The following is a 17015-nucleotide window of genomic DNA, read 5'->3' on the forward strand; positions in this document are numbered from 1 at the left end:
GTGGCCCCTAATTGTTGTTGGTCAGGCACTGGTCAGCGTATTTGGTTAATTGGTAAGACCAATTTACAATCGCTGTTGGCTAGGGTAAAAGCCTTGTGAGCGGTGTGTCAATTTGCCGCTCTAAAACTTTTGTCGAAGGTGCGGTGCAGATGGCATCTGATCCGCTCGCCAACCTGCGTTCTGATAGGTGCTGGCACAGCCCCGATAGGCCAGAATAGAGAGCCCGGCGCGCGGTCGGGATCGTGGAGAGTGAGTTATGGGGTTTGATCAGATTCGTCAGCGCCGTTTGTCTGACGACATTGTCGAGCGGCTCGAGGGGATGATCCTCGAGGGCACGCTGAAGTCCGGTGAGCGCCTGCCGGCGGAGCGTGCGTTGGCGGAACAGTTCGGTGTCTCGCGACCGTCGTTGCGCGAGGCGATCCAGAAACTCACGGCCAAGGGCTTGCTGGTCAGTCGCCAGGGCGGCGGTAACTATGTAGTGGAGTCGCTGGGCTCGACCTTCAGCGATCCGCTGCTGCAGTTGTTGGAAAGCAACCCTGAAGCCCAGCGTGACTTGCTGGAGTTTCGCCACACCCTGGAAGCCTCATGTGCCTATTACGCAGCATTGCGTGCCACCGAGGTGGATCGTGAACGGCTCACCGCGGCCTTCGAGGAGCTGCAGGATTGCTATTCCCGGGCCGGGGATGTGAGCCGGGCGGAAGAGGGTGCGGCAGACGCGCAATTTCACCTGGCGATTGCCGAGGCCAGCCACAACGCCGTGTTGCTACACACCATTCGCGGGCTGTTCGATCTGCTCAAGCGCAACGTGGTGACCAACATTGGCGGCATGTACAAGCAGCGCACCGAAACCCGCGACATGCTGATCAGCCAGCACCGCGATCTGTACCAGGCGATTATCGAAGGACGTGCCGAGCAGGCGCGCGAAGTCTCCAGCCGGCACATTCTGTATGTGCAGGAAGTGCTGGAAGAGGTGCGTCAGGAAGTGCAGCGCGTGGCCCGGGCGGAGCGGCGCAAGGGGATTTAGTTGGGAGATTCATCGCTGGCCAGCTCGCTCCTGGTAGGAGCGAGCTGGCTTGCGATCATGGCATCAAGGCAGAAGGGCGTTACTCTTCCTTGCCCTTGTTGCGCACCGCGCGATGCAGCTCACGATCGGAGTCGCGTTCGCGTTCGGTATGACGCTTGTCGTATTCCTTCTTGCCTTTGCCGAGTGCGATCTCGCACTTGACCATGTGCTTGCTCCAGTAGAGCGACAGGCACACGCAGGCATAACCCTTCTGCTGCACGGCAGCGAACAGCTTCTCCAGCTCGCGCTTGTTGAGCAGCAGTTTGCGCGAGCGCACGGGGTCGGCGATCACATGGGTGCTGGCGGTGGTCAGGGGTGTGAAGTGGCTGCCCAGCAGCCAGGCTTCGCCGTCCTTGAGCAGCACGTAACTGTCGACCAGTTGTGCCTTGCCCGCACGCAGACTCTTTACTTCCCAGCCGGCCAGGACCATGCCAGCCTCGAACCGATGTTCGATGAAGTAATCGTGACGCGCCTTTTTATTTTGCGCGATGGTCCCTGTTGGGTGTTTCTTCTGTTTAGCCATAGGGGCGGCATTATAGGCAGTTGCACGCGTGTCGGCTACGGTGAAGCTGCGTGCTTGAGCAGGTTGAGTGAATCCCGGACAATGCGCCCTCTTTTTTCTCGGTTGGGCGCGTTTTTGATGTCGACGGACAAGGTTTCTGTCCACGGCGGCTGGGCCAGTCGCTGGGTTTTCATACTCGCTGCGACTGGTTCTGCCGTGGGCCTGGGAAGTATCTGGAAATTCCCCTATATGGTCGGCGTCTACGGTGGCGGCGCCTTTGTTCTGGTATTTCTCGCCTGCATCGCGCTGATCGGTGTACCGGTGATGCTGGCGGAAACCCTGATCGGCCGTCGCGCCCGGCAAAGCCCGGCCAATGCCTTGAAGGCGCTGGCTCTGGAGGCCGGGCATTCGGCCAAGTGGTCCTGGGGCGCGTTCGCCGGGATGATCACGGCCTTGTTGATTCTTTCCTTCTACAGCGTCGTGGGTGGTTGGTCGCTGGACTACATCATCGATATGGGCCGTGGTGATTTCCAGGGCGTGACGGCGGATCAGGTCGGCGCCTATTTCGGCACGGTGATTGCCGACCCCTGGCGGCTGACGCTGTGGCACACGCTGTTCATGCTGTTGTCGGCGGCTGTCATCGCCAAGGGCGTGGTGGCCGGGCTTGAGCGCAGCCTGCGGATCATGATGCCGCTGTTGTTCGTGATGCTGCTGATCCTGCTGGGTTACAGCCTGACCACCGGGCATTTCATGGAAGGCGTGCATTTCATGTTCGACTTCAGCACCGACAAACTGCTCGACGGCCTGTTGCCGGCCATGGGGCATGCGTTCTTTTCCCTGAGCGTCGGTGTCGGTTCCATCATGATCTACGGCGCTTACATGCCGAAGCATTCGTCCATTTCCGGCACTATTGTCGGCGTGGCGCTGCTGGACACCTTCGTTTCGCTGCTGGCGGGTCTGGCGCTGTTCCCGATCGTGTTTGCCGCGGGGTTGAACCCGAGTGAAGGTCCGGGGCTGATGTTTGTCAGTTTGCCTTTTGCCTTTGGTAATGTGGCGTTCGGCCAGCTGATGGGCGTGGTGTTTTTTGTCCTGGTGGCCATTGCCGCCTGGAGCTCGGCGATCTCGCTGCTGGAGCCGATGGTGGCTTACCTGGTGGAGCGGACTCGAATCCGTCGCGGCTGGGTGACATTCTGGCTGGCGTTTACCTGCTGGTTCGTCGGATTGGGAACGGTGTTCTCCTTCAATATCTGGCAGCAGGCCAAGTTTTTCGTGAACGAAGGCGGGGCTTTCCACCTCTACCAATGGGGGGCGGCGGGTGGTCTGGATTTCTTTGGGGTGATCGATTTCTTCACCTCGCGGATCATGTTGCCCTTGGGTGGCCTCTGCTTTGTGGTGTTCGCCGGTTGGGTAATGGGGCGCGAGGCGGTTCGTGATGAGCTGTCGATCCGCAGTCCGCTGCTTTTTGCCCTGACCCTGTTTTTGATGCGCTATGTGGCGCCCATCGGCATTCTTATAGTGTTTGCCGCCCAGTTGTGGAAATGACGCTGACATGACGACACATATTCAACGCTCGGCCCTGTTGCCTTATCCGGCGCAGTTTTTGTACGACCTGGTCAACGACGTGGCGCGCTACCCGGAGTTTTTACCCTGGTGCTCGTCGGCCGAGGTGCTGGAGAGCAGTGAGGTGCAGATGCGCGCCAGCCTGGCCGTTGCCAAGGGCGGGCTCAGCCAGCATTTCGTGACGCGCAATACCCTGGTGCCGGGCCAGTCGATCGAGATGAACCTGGAGGAAGGGCCGTTCAACCAGTTGCACGGCGTGTGGATTTTCAAACCGCTGGGCGAGAAGGCCTGCAAGATCAGCCTGGATTTGTCGTTCGACTACGCCGGTCCACTGGTTCGCGCGACCTTGGGGCCTTTGTTCAACCAGGCGGCCAACACCCTGGTCGATGCGTTTTGTCAGCGGGCCAAGCAGTTGCATGCTTGAGCCAATGATTGAAGTCGAGGTGGTGTATGCCGCGGTCGACCGGCAGGTATTGCTCAGTGTTGCGGTGCCAACGGGGACTACTGTTCGTGCGGCAGTGAAAGGCTGTGGGATAGGCACGCAATTTCCAGAATTGGATCTGGACAATTGTCCGCTGGGGATCTTTGGCAAAGCGGTTGCGGACCCGGGGAAGCGGCCGGTTCGGGCGGACGACCGCATTGAAATCTACCGCCCGCTGCTGGCTGACCCTAAAGAGGTCCGACGTCTGCGCGCGGCAAAGGCGGCGCAGGCCCGGGCTCGTACTTCAGAGTCCTGAACAAATCGACAGGCAACAAAAAGCCCGGACTCGCCGGGCTTTTTTATTCCACCACAAATTATTGCGGCGAGGTGTCCAGAGGTTCTGGCGTTGGCACCGGAACGGTCTCGACGTTGTCGACGTCCTTCTGGATCTGATCGAGCAGAGAGCCAGGCTTGGCCGGTTTTTCCGGTTTTGGCTGCTCGGCGTTTTCAGTAGGGGCGGTCACGGTGGTGCCACTGTCCTTGCCCAGGATGGCTTCGTCACGGCTTACGCCAGGCATGAAGTCACCGGAAAGGCTGACCAGTTGGTCGTTACCGTTGAAGATAACGCTGACGCGCTCCTGCTGGCGTTCACCGCCACCTGGTTGCAGGCTGTACAGATAATCCCAGCGATCGGCGTGGAACGTGTCGGTCAACAGAGGGTTGCCCATGATAAACCGTACTTGCCGGCGGGTCATTCCCGGGCGTAACTGGTCTATCATGTCCTGCGTGACGACATTGCCCTGCTGGATGTCGATTTTGTAAACCCCGGGGAATGAACAACCGGCGAGTGCGAGCAGTCCCACGAAGGTGAAACTGGTTAGCAAGAGCTTGGTGTTTTGCATCGGTGGGCGACTTCCACTATCTTGGCTGGGACAACGTAAACCCCGATCATACCCGCATTAAGAGAAGCTGCGAAGCAGCATCCGCGAGAAAGCTGACCATGGTTGAAAATAGCGAACTACGTAAAGCCGGCCTTAAAGTGACTCTGCCACGGGTCAAAATTCTACAAATGCTCGATTCCGCCGAGCAGCGACACATGAGCGCCGAGGATGTTTACAAGGCGCTGATGGAAGCTGGCGAGGATGTCGGTCTGGCCACGGTTTACCGTGTTCTGACCCAGTTTGAAGCAGCAGGCCTTGTGGTACGCCACAACTTTGATGGCGGTCATGCGGTATTCGAACTGGCTGACGGCGGTCACCACGACCACATGGTCAACGTGGATTCCGGTGAGGTGATCGAATTCTTCGACGAAGAAATCGAGAAGCTTCAGAAGGCGATTGTCGAGAAGCATGGCTTCGAGTTGGTGGATCACAACTTGGTGCTGTACGTACGCACGAAGAAATAAGCATGTCGCGCGGACATAGTCCGCGAAACGATCGAAGGCGACCCAAGGGTCGCCTTCGTGCTTTCTGCTCTTTATTAAAGTGGCAGGGGCTCAAGCCTTGGCGGTAACTACCATTTTTTTCGCGTGGGCCAGCGACTCCTTGGTCAGGTCGATGCCGCCCAGCATCCGCGCTACCTCTTCGATCCGCTCGGTCTTGCCCAGTTTGGAAACCGCGGTGTGAGTCGCATCGCTGCCGCGCACCTTGTGCACAAAAAGATGTTGATGGCCCTGGGCTGCCACCTGCGGCAAGTGGGTGACCGTCAATACCTGGCCGCGCTCGCCGAGGCGACGTAGCAGTTGGCCGACGATCTCCGCGGTCGGGCCGCCGATGCCGACGTCCACTTCATCGAATACCAGGGTCGGGACACGAGAGGTCTGCGCGGTAATCACCTGGATTGCCAGGCTGATCCGCGACAGTTCGCCCCCGGATGCGACTTTAGCCAGGGCCTTGAGCGGCTGGCCGGGGTTGGCGCTGACCAGCAGCTCGACCTGCTCGAGGCCGTTGGGCTGCAGTTCATCGCCGCTGTTGGCGTGCAGTTCGATGGTGAAGCGGCCGCCAGGCATGCCCAGGCGCTGGATTTCCTGTTCGACGGCGCTGGCCAGGCTGGTTGCGGCCTGCTGGCGCAGCTCGCTCAGCTCCCTGGCTTTTTCGTGATAGTGCCGGGCATAGGATTTCAGCTCATCGCCCAGGCGCTCAATGGATTCGTCATTGGCATCCAGAGTTTCGATTTCCTCCAGCAGTTTCTGCTGCATGGCTGCCACCTCGGTGGGCTGGATCCGGTGTTTGCGGGCCAGGGTATAGATGGCGTCCAGCCGCTCCTCCAGTTGTTGCAGGCGCGCCGGGTCCGCATCGAAATGGTCGACGAAGCGATTCAGTTCGCCGACGGCTTCTTCGACCTGGATTTGCGCGCTGGCCAGCAGGTTGGTGGCTTCCGCCAGGGCGCCGGAGGTGTTGCCGATGCTCGACAGGCGATTGAGGCTCGCTGTCAGGGCGCTGAGGACGTTGCCCGAATCATTTTCGCTGCAATGCTCGACGACCTGCCGGCAGATGCCCAGCAGGCTTTCGGCATTGGTCAGGTTCTTGTGTTCGAGTTCCAGTTGTTCGAGTTCGTTTTCGCCCAGGGCGAGGTTCTCCAGTTCCTCCAGCTGATAGCTGAGGAGCTGGTGGCGAGCCCGCTGCTCGTCCCCGGAGTTGGACAGACGCTCCAATTCCTGGCGGGTCTGGCGCCAGCGCTGGGCCGCCAGCGATACCTGGCGAGCCAGGTCGGTGGCGCCAGCGTATTCGTCGAGCAGGCGGCGGTGGGTATCGGTTTTCAGCAGCGACTGGTGTTCATGCTGGCTGTGGATGTCGATCAGCAGTTCGCCGAGTGCCTTGAGGTCGCCTAGCGGACACGGGGAGCCATTGATGTAGCCACGGGAACGGCCTTCGGCGGTGATGACCCGGCGCAGGATGCATGGGCTGTCGTTGTCCAGGTCGCGTTCGGCGAGCCACGTGCGGGCCTCTGGAATGTCTTCCAGGTCGAAGGTGGCGAGAATGTCGGCCTTGTCGGCACCTGGGCGTACTACGCCACTGTCGGCGCGATCACCCAGGGTCAGCCCCAGGGCGTCGAGCATGATCGATTTGCCGGCGCCGGTTTCACCCGTGATGACGCTCATCCCGCGATCCAGTTCCAGATCGAGATGCTCAACGATGGCGTAGTTGTGTACGGACAGGTGCACCAGCATAAAGGCCGCTCCCAAGCTTTAGGTCTGGTTATTTATACAGTGTTTTGTTTTCGGCTGACAATGCCCGGCCTTAGCTCGATTCACTTGCTTGGCGGATTTTTTTATCGCGTGCGGGAATAATTGGCGGCCGGCGTTTGGGGCCGTCCAATGATTTTTGCCAAGGGCGCGGCCCTTGAACCTGGAAAATGCGACCCCATATACCGGGGCAGAAGCGTGAGTTGAGCTCGCGGACGATATTGAAAGGAGAATTTTATGGCTGACGAACAGACGCTGGATACGCAAAATCTCGACGCCAATCAGGCCTCCGAGGCCTCGGGCGAAGATCTGGCGGCTCGTGTGCAAGTGCTCGAAGAGCAGTTGGCTGGCGCTCAGGATCAGGCATTGCGTGTTGCGGCCGATCTGCAGAACGTCCGCCGCCGTGCCGAGCAGGACGTAGAAAAAGCTCACAAATTCGCCCTCGAGCGTTTTGCTGGCGACCTGCTGCCAGTGATCGACAGTCTCGAGCGCGGTCTTGAGTTGTCCAGTCCGGACGATGAAAGCATTCGCCCGATGCGTGAAGGTATCGAACTGACCCTGAAGATGTTCCAGGACACCCTGAAGCGTTATCAGCTGGAAGCGATCGATCCGCATGGCGAACCGTTCAACGCTGAACAGCACCAGGCGATGGCCATGCAGGAAAGTGCCGACGTCGAGCCGAACAGCGTTCTCAAGGTGTTCCAGAAGGGCTATCAGCTCAACGGTCGCCTGCTGCGCCCGGCCATGGTCGTGGTCAGCAAGGCACCCGCACCGGTTTCGCCTTCGATTGACGAGAAGGCTTGAAATCGGGCGCAGGGCCCCCATTTATAGATCAAGCGTTTAAGTGCTACCGCAGTCGGCCACCACTGCTGCGGCAACAAAATCTAAAGTTTCGGGAGAGTTAACATGGGCAAAATTATCGGTATCGACCTGGGGACTACCAACTCCTGCGTCTCCATTCTTGAAAACGGCAACGTAAAAGTTATCGAAAACGCTGAAGGCGCGCGTACCACGCCGTCCATCATCGCTTACGCCAACGATGGCGAAATCCTGGTTGGTCAGTCGGCCAAGCGTCAGGCCGTGACCAACCCGCACAACACCCTGTACGCGGTGAAGCGTCTGATCGGTCGCCGTTTTGACGAAGAAGTCGTACAGAAAGACATCCAGATGGTCCCTTACAAGATCGTCAAGGCTGACAACAACGACGCCTGGGTTGAAGTGAACGGCCAGAAAATGGCTCCGCCACAGATCTCGGCTGAAATCCTCAAGAAAATGAAGAAGACCGCCGAAGACTACCTCGGCGAGGCTGTGACCGAAGCGGTGATCACCGTTCCGGCCTACTTCAACGACAGCCAGCGCCAGGCGACCAAAGACGCCGGCCGCATCGCGGGCCTGGATGTAAAACGCATCATCAACGAACCGACCGCGGCCGCTCTGGCTTACGGCATGGACAAGGCCAAGGGCGATCACACCGTGATCGTTTATGACCTGGGTGGCGGTACCTTCGACGTATCCGTGATCGAAATCGCTGAAGTCGATGGCGAGCACCAGTTCGAAGTACTGGCAACCAACGGTGACACCTTCCTCGGTGGTGAAGACTTCGACATCCGCCTGATCGACTACCTCGTGGACGAGTTCAAGAAAGAAAGCGGCATGAACCTCAAGGGTGACCCGCTGGCCATGCAGCGCCTGAAAGAGGCCGCTGAAAAAGCCAAGATCGAGCTGTCCTCGAGCCAGCAGACCGATGTCAACCTGCCGTACATCACTGCAGATGCCACCGGTCCTAAGCACCTGAACGTGAAGATCTCACGCGCCAAGCTGGAATCGCTGGTTGAAGACCTGGTTCAGCGCACCATCGAACCTTGCCGCATCGCCATGAAAGACGCCGGTATCGACGTCAGCAAGATCGACGACGTGATCCTGGTTGGCGGTCAGACCCGCATGCCGCTGGTGCAGAAGCTGGTCACCGATTTCTTCGGTAAAGAAGCACGCAAGGACGTGAACCCGGACGAAGCCGTTGCCATGGGTGCTGCCATCCAGGGCGCGGTACTGGCCGGTGACGTGAAAGACGTACTGCTGCTGGACGTCAGCCCGCTGACCCTGGGTATCGAAACCATGGGTGGCGTGATGACCGCGCTGATCGAGAAAAACACCACGATTCCTACCAAGAAATCGCAAGTGTTCTCGACTGCCGACGACAACCAGGGCGCAGTGACCATTCACGTGCTGCAGGGCGAGCGTAAGCAAGCCGCGCAGAACAAGTCCCTGGGCAAGTTCGACCTGGCCGAGATTCCACCAGCTCCACGTGGCGTGCCGCAAATCGAAGTGACCTTCGACATCGACGCCAACGGCATCCTGCACGTAGGTGCGAAAGACAAGGCGACCGGCAAGACCCAGTCGATCGTGATCAAGGCCAACTCCGGTCTGTCCGAGGAAGAAATTCAGCAGATGGTTCGTGATGCTGAAGTCAACGCCGAAGAAGACCGCAAGTTCGAAGAGCTGGCCAGCGCGCGCAACCAAGGCGATGCCCTGGTTCACTCGACTCGCAAGATGATCGCTGATGCGGGCGACAAAGTGACTGCTGAAGAGAAGGCTGCGATCGAAGCTGCCGTGGTTGCCCTTGAAGCCGCTATCAAAGGCGACGACAAGGCTGCCATCGACGCGAAGGTCGAAGAGCTGTCGAAAGTGTCCGCTCCGGTCGCTCAGAAGATGTACGCCGAGCAGGCTCAGCCGGCAGAAGGCGCAGCTTCGCAGGGTGAATCGGCCGAGAAAGCCGACGACGTCGTCGACGCTGAGTTCGAAGAAGTAAAAGACCACAAGTAAGACTGCTTGTTGGTCGGCCGGTTGACTGCCTTTGTGCGGTGACTGGTAGGATGTCGCCGCGCGGGAGCTTGCTCCCGCGTTGGCGTGTCTGGAGCAAGCGAATTTTTTACGGCGTGCGGCTCTTTTCGCGCGCTGGCGGTACGGTCGGAAATGCTCCTGCTTTCCGTTCGGGATTACCGCAGTTGTCGGCCAGTCTGTTGGTCGTCTATCCAAGACCAGGATCGTTGAATTGACGTGAGTTGGGTCCGGGCCTGTATTGGGGCTCAACGAGTTTGACGAGGCTCAGGAGAGCGTTGTCGAACGTCCTTAAGAGTGCGAAGACTTATGGCAAAGCGTGACTATTACGAAGTATTGGGTGTGGAGCGAGGCTCGAGCGAAGCCGACCTGAAAAAGGCTTACCGCCGCCTGGCGATGAAGCACCACCCGGACCGTAATCCCGGCGACAAAGCGTCGGAAGATATGTTCAAGGAGGCCAACGAGGCCTACGAAGTATTGTCTGACTCGAGCAAGCGCGCGGCTTATGACCAGTACGGTCACGCCGGTGTCGATCCGAGCATGGGCGGTGGTGGCGCCGGCTTCGGTGGTCAGAACTTCTCCGACATCTTTGGCGATGTCTTCAGTGATTTCTTTGGTGGTGGCCGTGGCGGCTCCCGTGGCGGGGCTCAGCGTGGCAGCGACTTGCGCTACACCCTGGAGCTGAATCTGGAAGAGGCGGTGCGCGGCACCACCGTGAATATCCGCGTTCCGACGCTGGTCAACTGCAAGCCTTGCGACGGCTCGGGCGCCAAGAAAGGCTCCTCGCCTGTGACCTGCCCGACCTGTGGCGGTATCGGCCAGGTGCGCATGCAGCAGGGCTTCTTCTCGGTGCAGCAGACCTGCCCGCGTTGCCATGGCCAGGGCAAGATCATTTCCGATCCGTGCGATTCCTGTCATGGCGAAGGTCGCGTCGAAGAGTACAAGACACTGTCGGTGAAAGTGCCGGCGGGTGTCGATACCGGCGACCGCATTCGTCTGTCCGGCGAAGGCGAGGCGGGGACCCAGGGCGGCCCTACGGGCGACCTGTATGTGGTGATCAATGTGCGTGAGCACTCGATCTTCCAGCGCGACGGCAAGCACCTGTTCTGTGAAGTGCCTATCAGCTTCGTTGACGCGGCGCTGGGCGGCGAGCTGGAAATCCCGACGCTGGATGGCCGGGTCAAGCTGAAGATCCCTGAGGGCACCCAGACCGGCAAGCAGTTCCGTGTGCGCGGCAAGGGTGTGGCTCCGGTGCGTGGTGGCGGTGCTGGCGACTTGATGTGCCGGGTTGCGGTGGAAACGCCGGTGAACCTGAGTCGTCGTCAGCGTGAATTGCTCGAAGAGTTGCGTGGTTCCCTGGCGGACGACAATACCCACTCGCCGAAAACCACTGGCTGGTTCGAAGGCGTGAAGCGCTTCTTCGGCGACCTGTAAGGAGCGAAGCATGCGACGTATAGCTGTGATGGGCGCCGCAGGGCGCATGGGTAAGAACCTGGTGGAGGCTGTGCAACAGCGCTCGCCGCTCTCCGGGCTTACCGCGGCGATCGTGCGGCCTGGCAGTTCGTTGGTCGGTGCCGATGCTGGCGAGCTGGCATCGCTGGGGCGCATCGGTGTGCCGATGTCCGACAGCCTGGAAAAGGTTGCCGATGAATTCGATGTGTTGATCGATTTCACACTGCCGGAAGTGATGCTGAAGAACCTGGCGTTCTGCCGCAAGGCAGGCAAGGCCATGGTGATCGGTACCACGGGCTTGGGCGCCAAGGAAAAGCAGGTGCTGGCCGAGGCGGGCAAGGATATTCCGATCGTGTTCGCCGCCAACTTCAGCGTTGGCGTCAATCTGTCGCTGAAGCTGCTCGACATGGCGGCCCGTGTGCTGGGCGATGATGCAGACATCGAAATCATCGAGGCGCATCACCGGCACAAGATCGACGCGCCTTCGGGGACTGCCTTGCGCATGGGCGAGGTGATTGCCGATGCGCTGGGGCGTGATCTGCAGAAGGTCGCGGTGTATGGCCGTGAAGGCCATACCGGCGCTCGTGAGCGTGAGACCATTGGTTTTGCCACGGTCCGGGGTGGTGATGTGGTGGGCGATCACACGGTGTTGTTCGCTGCTGAGGGCGAGCGTCTGGAGATCACCCACAAGGCCTCCAGTCGCATGACTTTCGCCAAGGGGGCGGTACGTGCTGCGTTGTGGCTGGACGGTCGTCCGGCGGGTCTTTATGACATGCAGGATGTGCTGGATCTGCGTTGAGATGCATCCAAAACAGGGCCAGGCTTCGCGCTTGAGCCCTGTTTTACCCCGCTAAGCGATGTTCTGTCGCATTCCTCTGCCTTTAAGGCTCTTTAGCGGTGGACCAAAAAAGCCTTTTTCTGTAAGCTACAGCTTTAGTGTGTCCACTAAAAGCGCGCAGAATAATTCGGTGAAGAAGCGGAGTGACGTGTCCATACGTCACTCCGCTTTTTTACAACCTGCGATCGCCCTTTCAGGCTTTATTTACGGGAGGTCTTCTTGACTAAGCCAGCCATACTCGCCCTTGCTGATGGCAGCATTTTTCGCGGCGAAGCCATTGGAGCCGACGGTCAAACCGTTGGTGAGGTGGTGTTTAACACCGCAATGACCGGCTATCAGGAAATCCTTACCGATCCTTCCTACGCCCAACAGATCGTTACCCTGACTTACCCGCATATCGGCAATACCGGCACCACGCCGGAAGACGCCGAGTCCGATCGTGTCTGGTCGGCCGGTCTGGTGATTCGCGACTTGCCACTGGTTGCGAGCAACTGGCGTAACACCCTGTCCCTGTCCGACTACCTGAAAGCCAACAACGTTGTGGCGATCGCCGGTATCGACACCCGTCGCCTGACGCGCATCCTGCGCGAGAAAGGCGCGCAGAACGGCTGCATCATGGCCGGCGACAACATTTCCGACGAAGCGGCGATTGCCGCAGCGCGCGGCTTCCCTGGCCTGAAAGGCATGGATCTGGCGAAGGTCGTCAGCACCAAGGAAAGCTACGAGTGGCGCTCCAGCGTCTGGAGCCTGAAGACCGACAGTCATCCGACCATCGAGGCTTCCGAGCTGCCGTACCACGTGGTTGCCTACGACTACGGCGTCAAGCTGAACATCCTGCGCATGCTGGTCGAGCGCGGTTGCCGCGTGACCGTAGTGCCTGCGCAAACTCCGGCCAGCGACGTCCTGGCACTCAAGCCTGACGGCGTGTTTCTGTCCAACGGCCCTGGCGACCCCGAGCCTTGCGATTACGCCATCCAGGCGATCAAGGACGTGCTGGAAACCGAGATCCCGGTCTTCGGTATCTGCCTGGGCCACCAACTGCTGGCACTGGCCTCCGGCGCCAAGACGGTGAAGATGGGGCACGGCCACCACGGTGCCAACCACCCGGTCCAGGACCTGGACAGCGGTGTAGTGATGATCACCAGCCAGAACCACGGTTTTGCGGTGGACGAAGCCACCCTGCCAGGCAACGTGCGGGCGATCCACAAATCGCTGTTCGACGGTACCTTGCAAGGCATCGAACGTACCGACAAGAGCGCGTTCAGCTTCCAGGGCCACCCTGAAGCGAGCCCGGGCCCGAACGATGTGGCGCCGCTGTTCGATCGTTTCATCAACGAGATGGCCAAGCGACGCTGAGTGCTCGCCCCTGAAGGTGGCCCCGGCATCGGCGGCCCCTTCAGCGCTTCAGAGATTTGATCAAGACGGCTTGCCGACTGACCTGCGGATTTGAGTGACAACCCATGCCAAAACGTACAGACATTAAAAGCATCCTGATTCTCGGCGCTGGCCCGATCGTGATCGGCCAGGCTTGCGAATTCGACTACTCCGGCGCCCAGGCCTGCAAGGCCCTGCGCGAAGAGGGTTACCGGGTCATCCTGGTGAACTCGAACCCGGCGACCATCATGACCGACCCGGCCATGGCCGACGCCACCTACATCGAGCCGATCAAGTGGCAGACCGTTGCCAAGATCATCGAGAAAGAACGTCCGGACGCTCTGCTGCCGACCATGGGTGGCCAGACTGCGTTGAACTGCGCCCTGGACCTGGAGCGTGAAGGCGTTCTGGAGAAGTTCGGCGTGGAAATGATCGGCGCCAATGCCGACACCATCGACAAGGCCGAAGACCGTTCGCGCTTCGACACCGCGATGAAGGCGATCGGCCTGGAGTGCCCGCGCTCCGGTATCGCCCACAGCATGGACGAGGCCAATGCGGTCCTCGAGAAGCTGGGCTTCCCGTGCATCATCCGCCCGTCCTTCACCATGGGCGGCACCGGTGGTGGCATTGCCTACAACCGTGAAGAGTTCGAAGAAATCTGCGCTCGTGGCCTGGACCTGTCGCCGACCAAGGAACTGCTGATCGACGAATCGCTGATCGGCTGGAAAGAATACGAGATGGAGGTGGTCCGCGATAAGAAGGACAACTGCATCATCGTTTGCTCGATCGAAAACTTCGACCCGATGGGCGTGCACACCGGTGACTCGATCACCGTGGCTCCTGCGCAAACCCTGACCGACAAGGAATACCAGATACTGCGCAACGCCTCCCTGGCGGTACTGCGTGAGATCGGCGTGGAAACCGGTGGCTCCAACGTCCAGTTCGGCATCTGCCCGAACACTGGCCGTATGGTGGTGATCGAGATGAACCCGCGGGTATCCCGTTCTTCGGCCCTGGCTTCGAAAGCCACCGGCTTCCCGATCGCCAAGGTCGCCGCCAAGCTGGCCGTGGGTTACACCCTGGACGAGCTGTCGAACGACATCACCGGTGGCAAGACCCCAGCGTCCTTCGAGCCGTCCATCGACTACGTCGTGACCAAGCTGCCACGCTTCGCCTTCGAAAAATTCGCCAAGGCCGATGCCCGCCTGACCACTCAGATGAAGTCGGTGGGTGAGGTGATGGCCATCGGCCGGACCTTCCAGGAATCCCTGCAGAAAGCACTGCGTGGCCTGGAAGTGGGTGTCTGCGGTCTGGATCCGAAGCTCGACCTGAGCAACCCGGAAAGCATGAACGTGCTCAAGCGCGAGCTGACCGTGCCGGGCGCCGAGCGTATCTGGTACGTGGCTGATGCGTTCCGTGCCGGCATGACCGTCGAGCAGATCTTCGGCATGAACATGATCGACCCTTGGTTCCTGGTGCAGATCGAAGATCTGATCAAGGAAGAGGAGAAGGTCAAGACTCTGGGCCTGTCGGCCATCGACCGCGACCTGATGTTCCGCCTCAAGCGCAAAGGTTTCTCCGACCAGCGTCTGGCCAAGCTGCTGGGCGTGACCGAGAAGAACCTGCGTACCCACCGCCACAAGCTGGAAGTGTTCCCGGTCTACAAGCGCGTCGACACCTGCGCGGCCGAGTTCGCCACCGATACCGCCTACCTGTACTCGACCTATGAGGAAGAGTGCGAGGCTGCACCTTCGGGGCGCGACAAGATCATGATCCTGGGTGGCGGTCCGAACCGTATCGGCCAGGGCATCGAGTTCGACTACTGCTGCGTGCACGCGGCACTGGCGCTGCGTGACGATGGTTACGAAACCATCATGGTCAACTGCAACCCGGAAACCGTTTCCACTGACTACGACACCTCCGATCGCCTGTACTTCGAGCCAGTGACCCTGGAAGACGTACTGGAAATCGTCCGCGTCGAGAAGCCAAAAGGCGTGATTGTCCAGTACGGCGGCCAGACTCCGCTGAAACTGGCGCGTGCCCTGGAAGCGGCTGGCGTGCCGATCATCGGTACCAGCCCTGACGCCATCGACCGTGCCGAAGACCGCGAACGTTTCCAGCAGATGGTCGAGCGCCTGAACCTGCGTCAGCCGCCAAACGCCACCGTGCGCAGCGAAGACGAAGCGATTCGTGCCGCGGCCAAGATCGGCTACCCGCTGGTGGTGCGTCCGTCCTATGTGCTGGGCGGCCGGGCGATGGAAATCGTTTACGAAGAAGAAGAGCTCAAGCGCTACCTGCGTGAAGCGGTGCAAGTGTCCAACGACAGTCCGGTGCTGCTGGACCACTTCCTCAACTGCGCCATCGAGATGGACGTGGACGCGGTCTGCGACGGCAAGGATGTGGTGATCGGCGCGATCATGCAGCACATTGAACAGGCTGGCGTACACTCCGGTGACTCCGCTTGCTCGCTGCCGCCGTACTCGCTGCCTGCGCACATCCAGGACGAGATGCGCGAACAGGTCAAGAAGATGGCCCTGGAGCTGGGTGTGGTCGGCCTGATGAACGTGCAGCTGGCCCTGCAGGGTGAGCAGATCTACGTCATCGAAGTGAACCCGCGTGCTTCCCGTACCGTGCCGTTCGTTTCCAAGTGCATCGGTGTCTCCCTGGCGATGATCGCCGCGCGCGTCATGGCGGGTAAGACCCTGAAAGAGCTGGGCTTCACCAAGGAAATCATTCCTAACTTCTACAGCGTCAAGGAAGCGGTGTTCCCGTTCGCCAAATTCCCGGGTGTCGATCCGATCCTCGGCCCAGAGATGAAGTCGACCGGCGAAGTGATGGGTGTCGGTGACACCTTCGGCGAAGCCTTCGCCAAGGCCCAGATGGGCGCTAGCGAAGTGCTGCCGACTGGTGGTACCGCGTTCATCAGCGTGCGTGACGACGACAAGCCGCTGGTTGCGGGTGTGGCTCGTGATCTGATCAACTTGGGCTTCGAAGTGGTCGCTACTGCCGGTACTGCCAAGCTGATCGAGGCGGCAGGCCTGAAGGTGCGCCGTGTGAACAAGGTGACTGAAGGTCGTCCGCACGTGGTCGACATGATCAAGAATGACGAAGTCACGCTGATCATCAACACCACCGAAGGTCGTCAGTCGATCGCTGACTCTTATTCCATTCGTCGTAACGCCTTGCAGCACAAGATCTACTGCACCACCACCATTGCTGCGGGCGAGGCCATCTGTGAGGCGCTCAAGTTCGGTCCGGAAAAGACCGTGCGTCGCTTGCAGGATCTACATGCAGGATTGAAGGCATGAATAAATACCCAATGACCGTCCAGGGTTCCAAGGCCCTGGAAGAAGAGTTGACGTTCCTAAGCAAGGTCGAGCGGCCACGCTTGAGTCAGGCCATCGGTGAGGCTCGAGAACTCGGTGACCTCAAGGAAAACGCTGAATACCATGCTGCCCGCGAGGAGCAGGGAATGGTTGAAGCGCGCATCCGTGATATTGAAGGTCGCCTGCAAAACTCGGTTGTCATCGATGTGACGAGCATTCCTCATACAGGCAAGGTGATTTTCGGCACTACCGTCGAAATCGCCAACGTCGAAACCGATGAGAGCGTCACTTACCAGATCGTTGGTGAGGATGAGGCTGATATCAAGCTCGGAAAGATCTCTGTAGGTTCGCCCATTGCCCGTGCCTTGATCGCCAAGGAAGAGGGTGATGTGGTTGCCGTTAAAACGCCTAGCGGCGTGATCGAGTATGAGATTGTCGAAGTCCGCCACGTCTGAAC

At 59.7% G+C, this 17015-nt stretch carries 15 protein-coding genes; 12 read left to right on the forward strand and 3 right to left on the reverse strand.

The features are described 5' to 3' along the window. Nucleotides 1-256: 256 nt before the first annotated feature. Nucleotides 257-1024 carry an FCD domain-containing protein gene (locus CXQ81_RS06455; protein ID WP_007920835.1) on the forward strand — a complete coding sequence of 256 codons (768 nt, stop codon included), beginning with the start codon at nt 257-259 and terminating at the stop codon, nt 1022-1024. Between the two features lie 79 nt (nt 1025-1103). Here the strand turns inward: CXQ81_RS06455 and smpB are convergent, their stop codons facing one another. Next, the gene (gene smpB / locus CXQ81_RS06460; protein WP_009042112.1) at nt 1104-1586 is read right to left on the reverse strand and encodes an SsrA-binding protein SmpB; all 483 of its coding nucleotides are present in this window, start codon (nt 1584-1586) and stop codon (nt 1104-1106) included. Nucleotides 1587-1703: 117 nt separating this feature from the next. On the opposite strand from smpB, the gene CXQ81_RS06465 reads away from it, so the two are divergent. From CXQ81_RS06465 to CXQ81_RS06475, 3 genes are read left to right on the forward strand one after another with little or no spacing between them, the layout of a single operon-like run. Then, complete coding sequence (locus CXQ81_RS06465; protein ID WP_101336805.1) at nt 1704-3107, forward strand: sodium-dependent transporter; 1404 nt, start codon at nt 1704-1706, stop codon at nt 3105-3107. Nucleotides 3108-3114: 7 nt separating this feature from the next. After that, nucleotides 3115-3549, forward strand: a complete 435-nt coding sequence (locus tag CXQ81_RS06470; protein WP_007920838.1) for a type II toxin-antitoxin system RatA family toxin — start codon at nt 3115-3117, stop codon at nt 3547-3549. Then, nucleotides 3542-3862, forward strand: coding sequence for an RnfH family protein (locus CXQ81_RS06475; protein ID WP_178081047.1), 321 nt, complete (start codon nt 3542-3544; stop codon nt 3860-3862). The genes CXQ81_RS06470 and CXQ81_RS06475 overlap by 8 nt, the downstream gene beginning before the upstream one ends. A 58-nt stretch (nt 3863-3920) precedes the next feature. On the opposite strand, the gene CXQ81_RS06480 is transcribed toward CXQ81_RS06475, so the two are convergent. Continuing rightward, on the reverse strand, nt 3921-4448 hold the full coding sequence (locus tag CXQ81_RS06480; protein WP_007920839.1) for an outer membrane protein assembly factor BamE: 528 nt from the start codon (nt 4446-4448) through the stop codon (nt 3921-3923). 98 nt (nt 4449-4546) lie between these two features. On the opposite strand from CXQ81_RS06480, the gene fur reads away from it, so the two are divergent. Then, nucleotides 4547-4951, forward strand: a complete 405-nt coding sequence (gene fur, locus CXQ81_RS06485; RefSeq protein ID WP_007920840.1) for a ferric iron uptake transcriptional regulator — start codon at nt 4547-4549, stop codon at nt 4949-4951. A gap of 90 nt (nt 4952-5041) precedes the next feature. Here the strand turns inward: fur and recN are convergent, their stop codons facing one another. After that, nucleotides 5042-6715 carry a DNA repair protein RecN gene (recN, locus tag CXQ81_RS06490; RefSeq protein WP_101336807.1) on the reverse strand — a complete coding sequence of 558 codons (1674 nt, stop codon included), beginning with the start codon at nt 6713-6715 and terminating at the stop codon, nt 5042-5044. 252 nt (nt 6716-6967) lie between these two features. Between recN and grpE the strand changes: the two genes are divergently transcribed. From grpE to greA, 7 genes are all read left to right on the forward strand, one after another. Continuing rightward, a complete protein-coding gene (grpE, locus tag CXQ81_RS06495; protein ID WP_101336808.1) occupies nt 6968-7534 on the forward strand; it encodes a nucleotide exchange factor GrpE in 567 nt (188 codons plus the stop codon). A 102-nt stretch (nt 7535-7636) separates the two neighbouring features. Further along, nucleotides 7637-9553 (forward strand): molecular chaperone DnaK, encoded by a 1917-nt coding sequence (dnaK, locus tag CXQ81_RS06500; RefSeq protein WP_007920851.1) that lies wholly within the window; start codon nt 7637-7639, stop codon nt 9551-9553. Between the two features lie 324 nt (nt 9554-9877). After that, entirely contained in the window at nt 9878-11002 is a 1125-nt protein-coding gene (gene dnaJ / locus CXQ81_RS06505; RefSeq protein WP_007920853.1) for a molecular chaperone DnaJ, read from the forward strand. A gap of 10 nt (nt 11003-11012) precedes the next feature. Beyond that, entirely contained in the window at nt 11013-11819 is an 807-nt protein-coding gene (dapB, locus tag CXQ81_RS06510) for a 4-hydroxy-tetrahydrodipicolinate reductase (RefSeq protein ID WP_007920855.1), read from the forward strand. 258 nt (nt 11820-12077) lie between these two features. Beyond that, nucleotides 12078-13214 (forward strand): glutamine-hydrolyzing carbamoyl-phosphate synthase small subunit, encoded by a 1137-nt coding sequence (gene carA, locus CXQ81_RS06515; RefSeq protein ID WP_007920857.1) that lies wholly within the window; start codon nt 12078-12080, stop codon nt 13212-13214. A 104-nt stretch (nt 13215-13318) separates the two neighbouring features. Then, nucleotides 13319-16540: a carbamoyl-phosphate synthase large subunit gene (gene carB / locus CXQ81_RS06520; protein ID WP_007920860.1), complete on the forward strand. Its 3222-nt coding sequence runs from the start codon at nt 13319-13321 to the stop codon at nt 16538-16540. Continuing rightward, a complete protein-coding gene (gene greA / locus CXQ81_RS06525) occupies nt 16537-17013 on the forward strand; it encodes a transcription elongation factor GreA (RefSeq protein ID WP_007920862.1) in 477 nt (158 codons plus the stop codon). Before carB ends, greA begins: the two co-directional genes overlap by 4 nt. The last annotated feature ends 2 nt before the right edge of the window (nt 17014-17015 follow it).

This window comes from Pseudomonas sp. 09C 129, assembly GCF_002843625.1.
Lineage (GTDB): Bacteria > Pseudomonadota > Gammaproteobacteria > Pseudomonadales > Pseudomonadaceae > Aquipseudomonas > Aquipseudomonas chlororaphis.

What these genes read in the sequence shown, in the direction of transcription:
- dnaK (WP_007920851.1), top strand. Translation starts at nt 7,637, where the DNA reads ATGGGCAAAATTATCGGTATCGACCTGGGGACTACCAACTCCTGCGTC.
- CXQ81_RS06455 (WP_007920835.1), top strand. Translation starts at nt 257, where the DNA reads ATGGGGTTTGATCAGATTCGTCAGCGCCGTTTGTCTGACGACATTGTC.
- smpB (WP_009042112.1), bottom strand. Translation starts at nt 1,586, where the DNA reads ATGGCTAAACAGAAGAAACACCCAACAGGGACCATCGCGCAAAATAAA.
- carB (WP_007920860.1), top strand. Translation starts at nt 13,319, where the DNA reads ATGCCAAAACGTACAGACATTAAAAGCATCCTGATTCTCGGCGCTGGC.
- CXQ81_RS06470 (WP_007920838.1), top strand. Translation starts at nt 3,115, where the DNA reads ATGACGACACATATTCAACGCTCGGCCCTGTTGCCTTATCCGGCGCAG.
- CXQ81_RS06465 (WP_101336805.1), top strand. Translation starts at nt 1,704, where the DNA reads ATGTCGACGGACAAGGTTTCTGTCCACGGCGGCTGGGCCAGTCGCTGG.
- dapB (WP_007920855.1), top strand. Translation starts at nt 11,013, where the DNA reads ATGCGACGTATAGCTGTGATGGGCGCCGCAGGGCGCATGGGTAAGAAC.
- fur (WP_007920840.1), top strand. Translation starts at nt 4,547, where the DNA reads ATGGTTGAAAATAGCGAACTACGTAAAGCCGGCCTTAAAGTGACTCTG.
- greA (WP_007920862.1), top strand. Translation starts at nt 16,537, where the DNA reads ATGAATAAATACCCAATGACCGTCCAGGGTTCCAAGGCCCTGGAAGAA.
- dnaJ (WP_007920853.1), top strand. Translation starts at nt 9,878, where the DNA reads ATGGCAAAGCGTGACTATTACGAAGTATTGGGTGTGGAGCGAGGCTCG.
- grpE (WP_101336808.1), top strand. Translation starts at nt 6,968, where the DNA reads ATGGCTGACGAACAGACGCTGGATACGCAAAATCTCGACGCCAATCAG.
- CXQ81_RS06475 (WP_178081047.1), top strand. Translation starts at nt 3,542, where the DNA reads ATGCTTGAGCCAATGATTGAAGTCGAGGTGGTGTATGCCGCGGTCGAC.
- recN (WP_101336807.1), bottom strand. Translation starts at nt 6,715, where the DNA reads ATGCTGGTGCACCTGTCCGTACACAACTACGCCATCGTTGAGCATCTC.
- CXQ81_RS06480 (WP_007920839.1), bottom strand. Translation starts at nt 4,448, where the DNA reads ATGCAAAACACCAAGCTCTTGCTAACCAGTTTCACCTTCGTGGGACTG.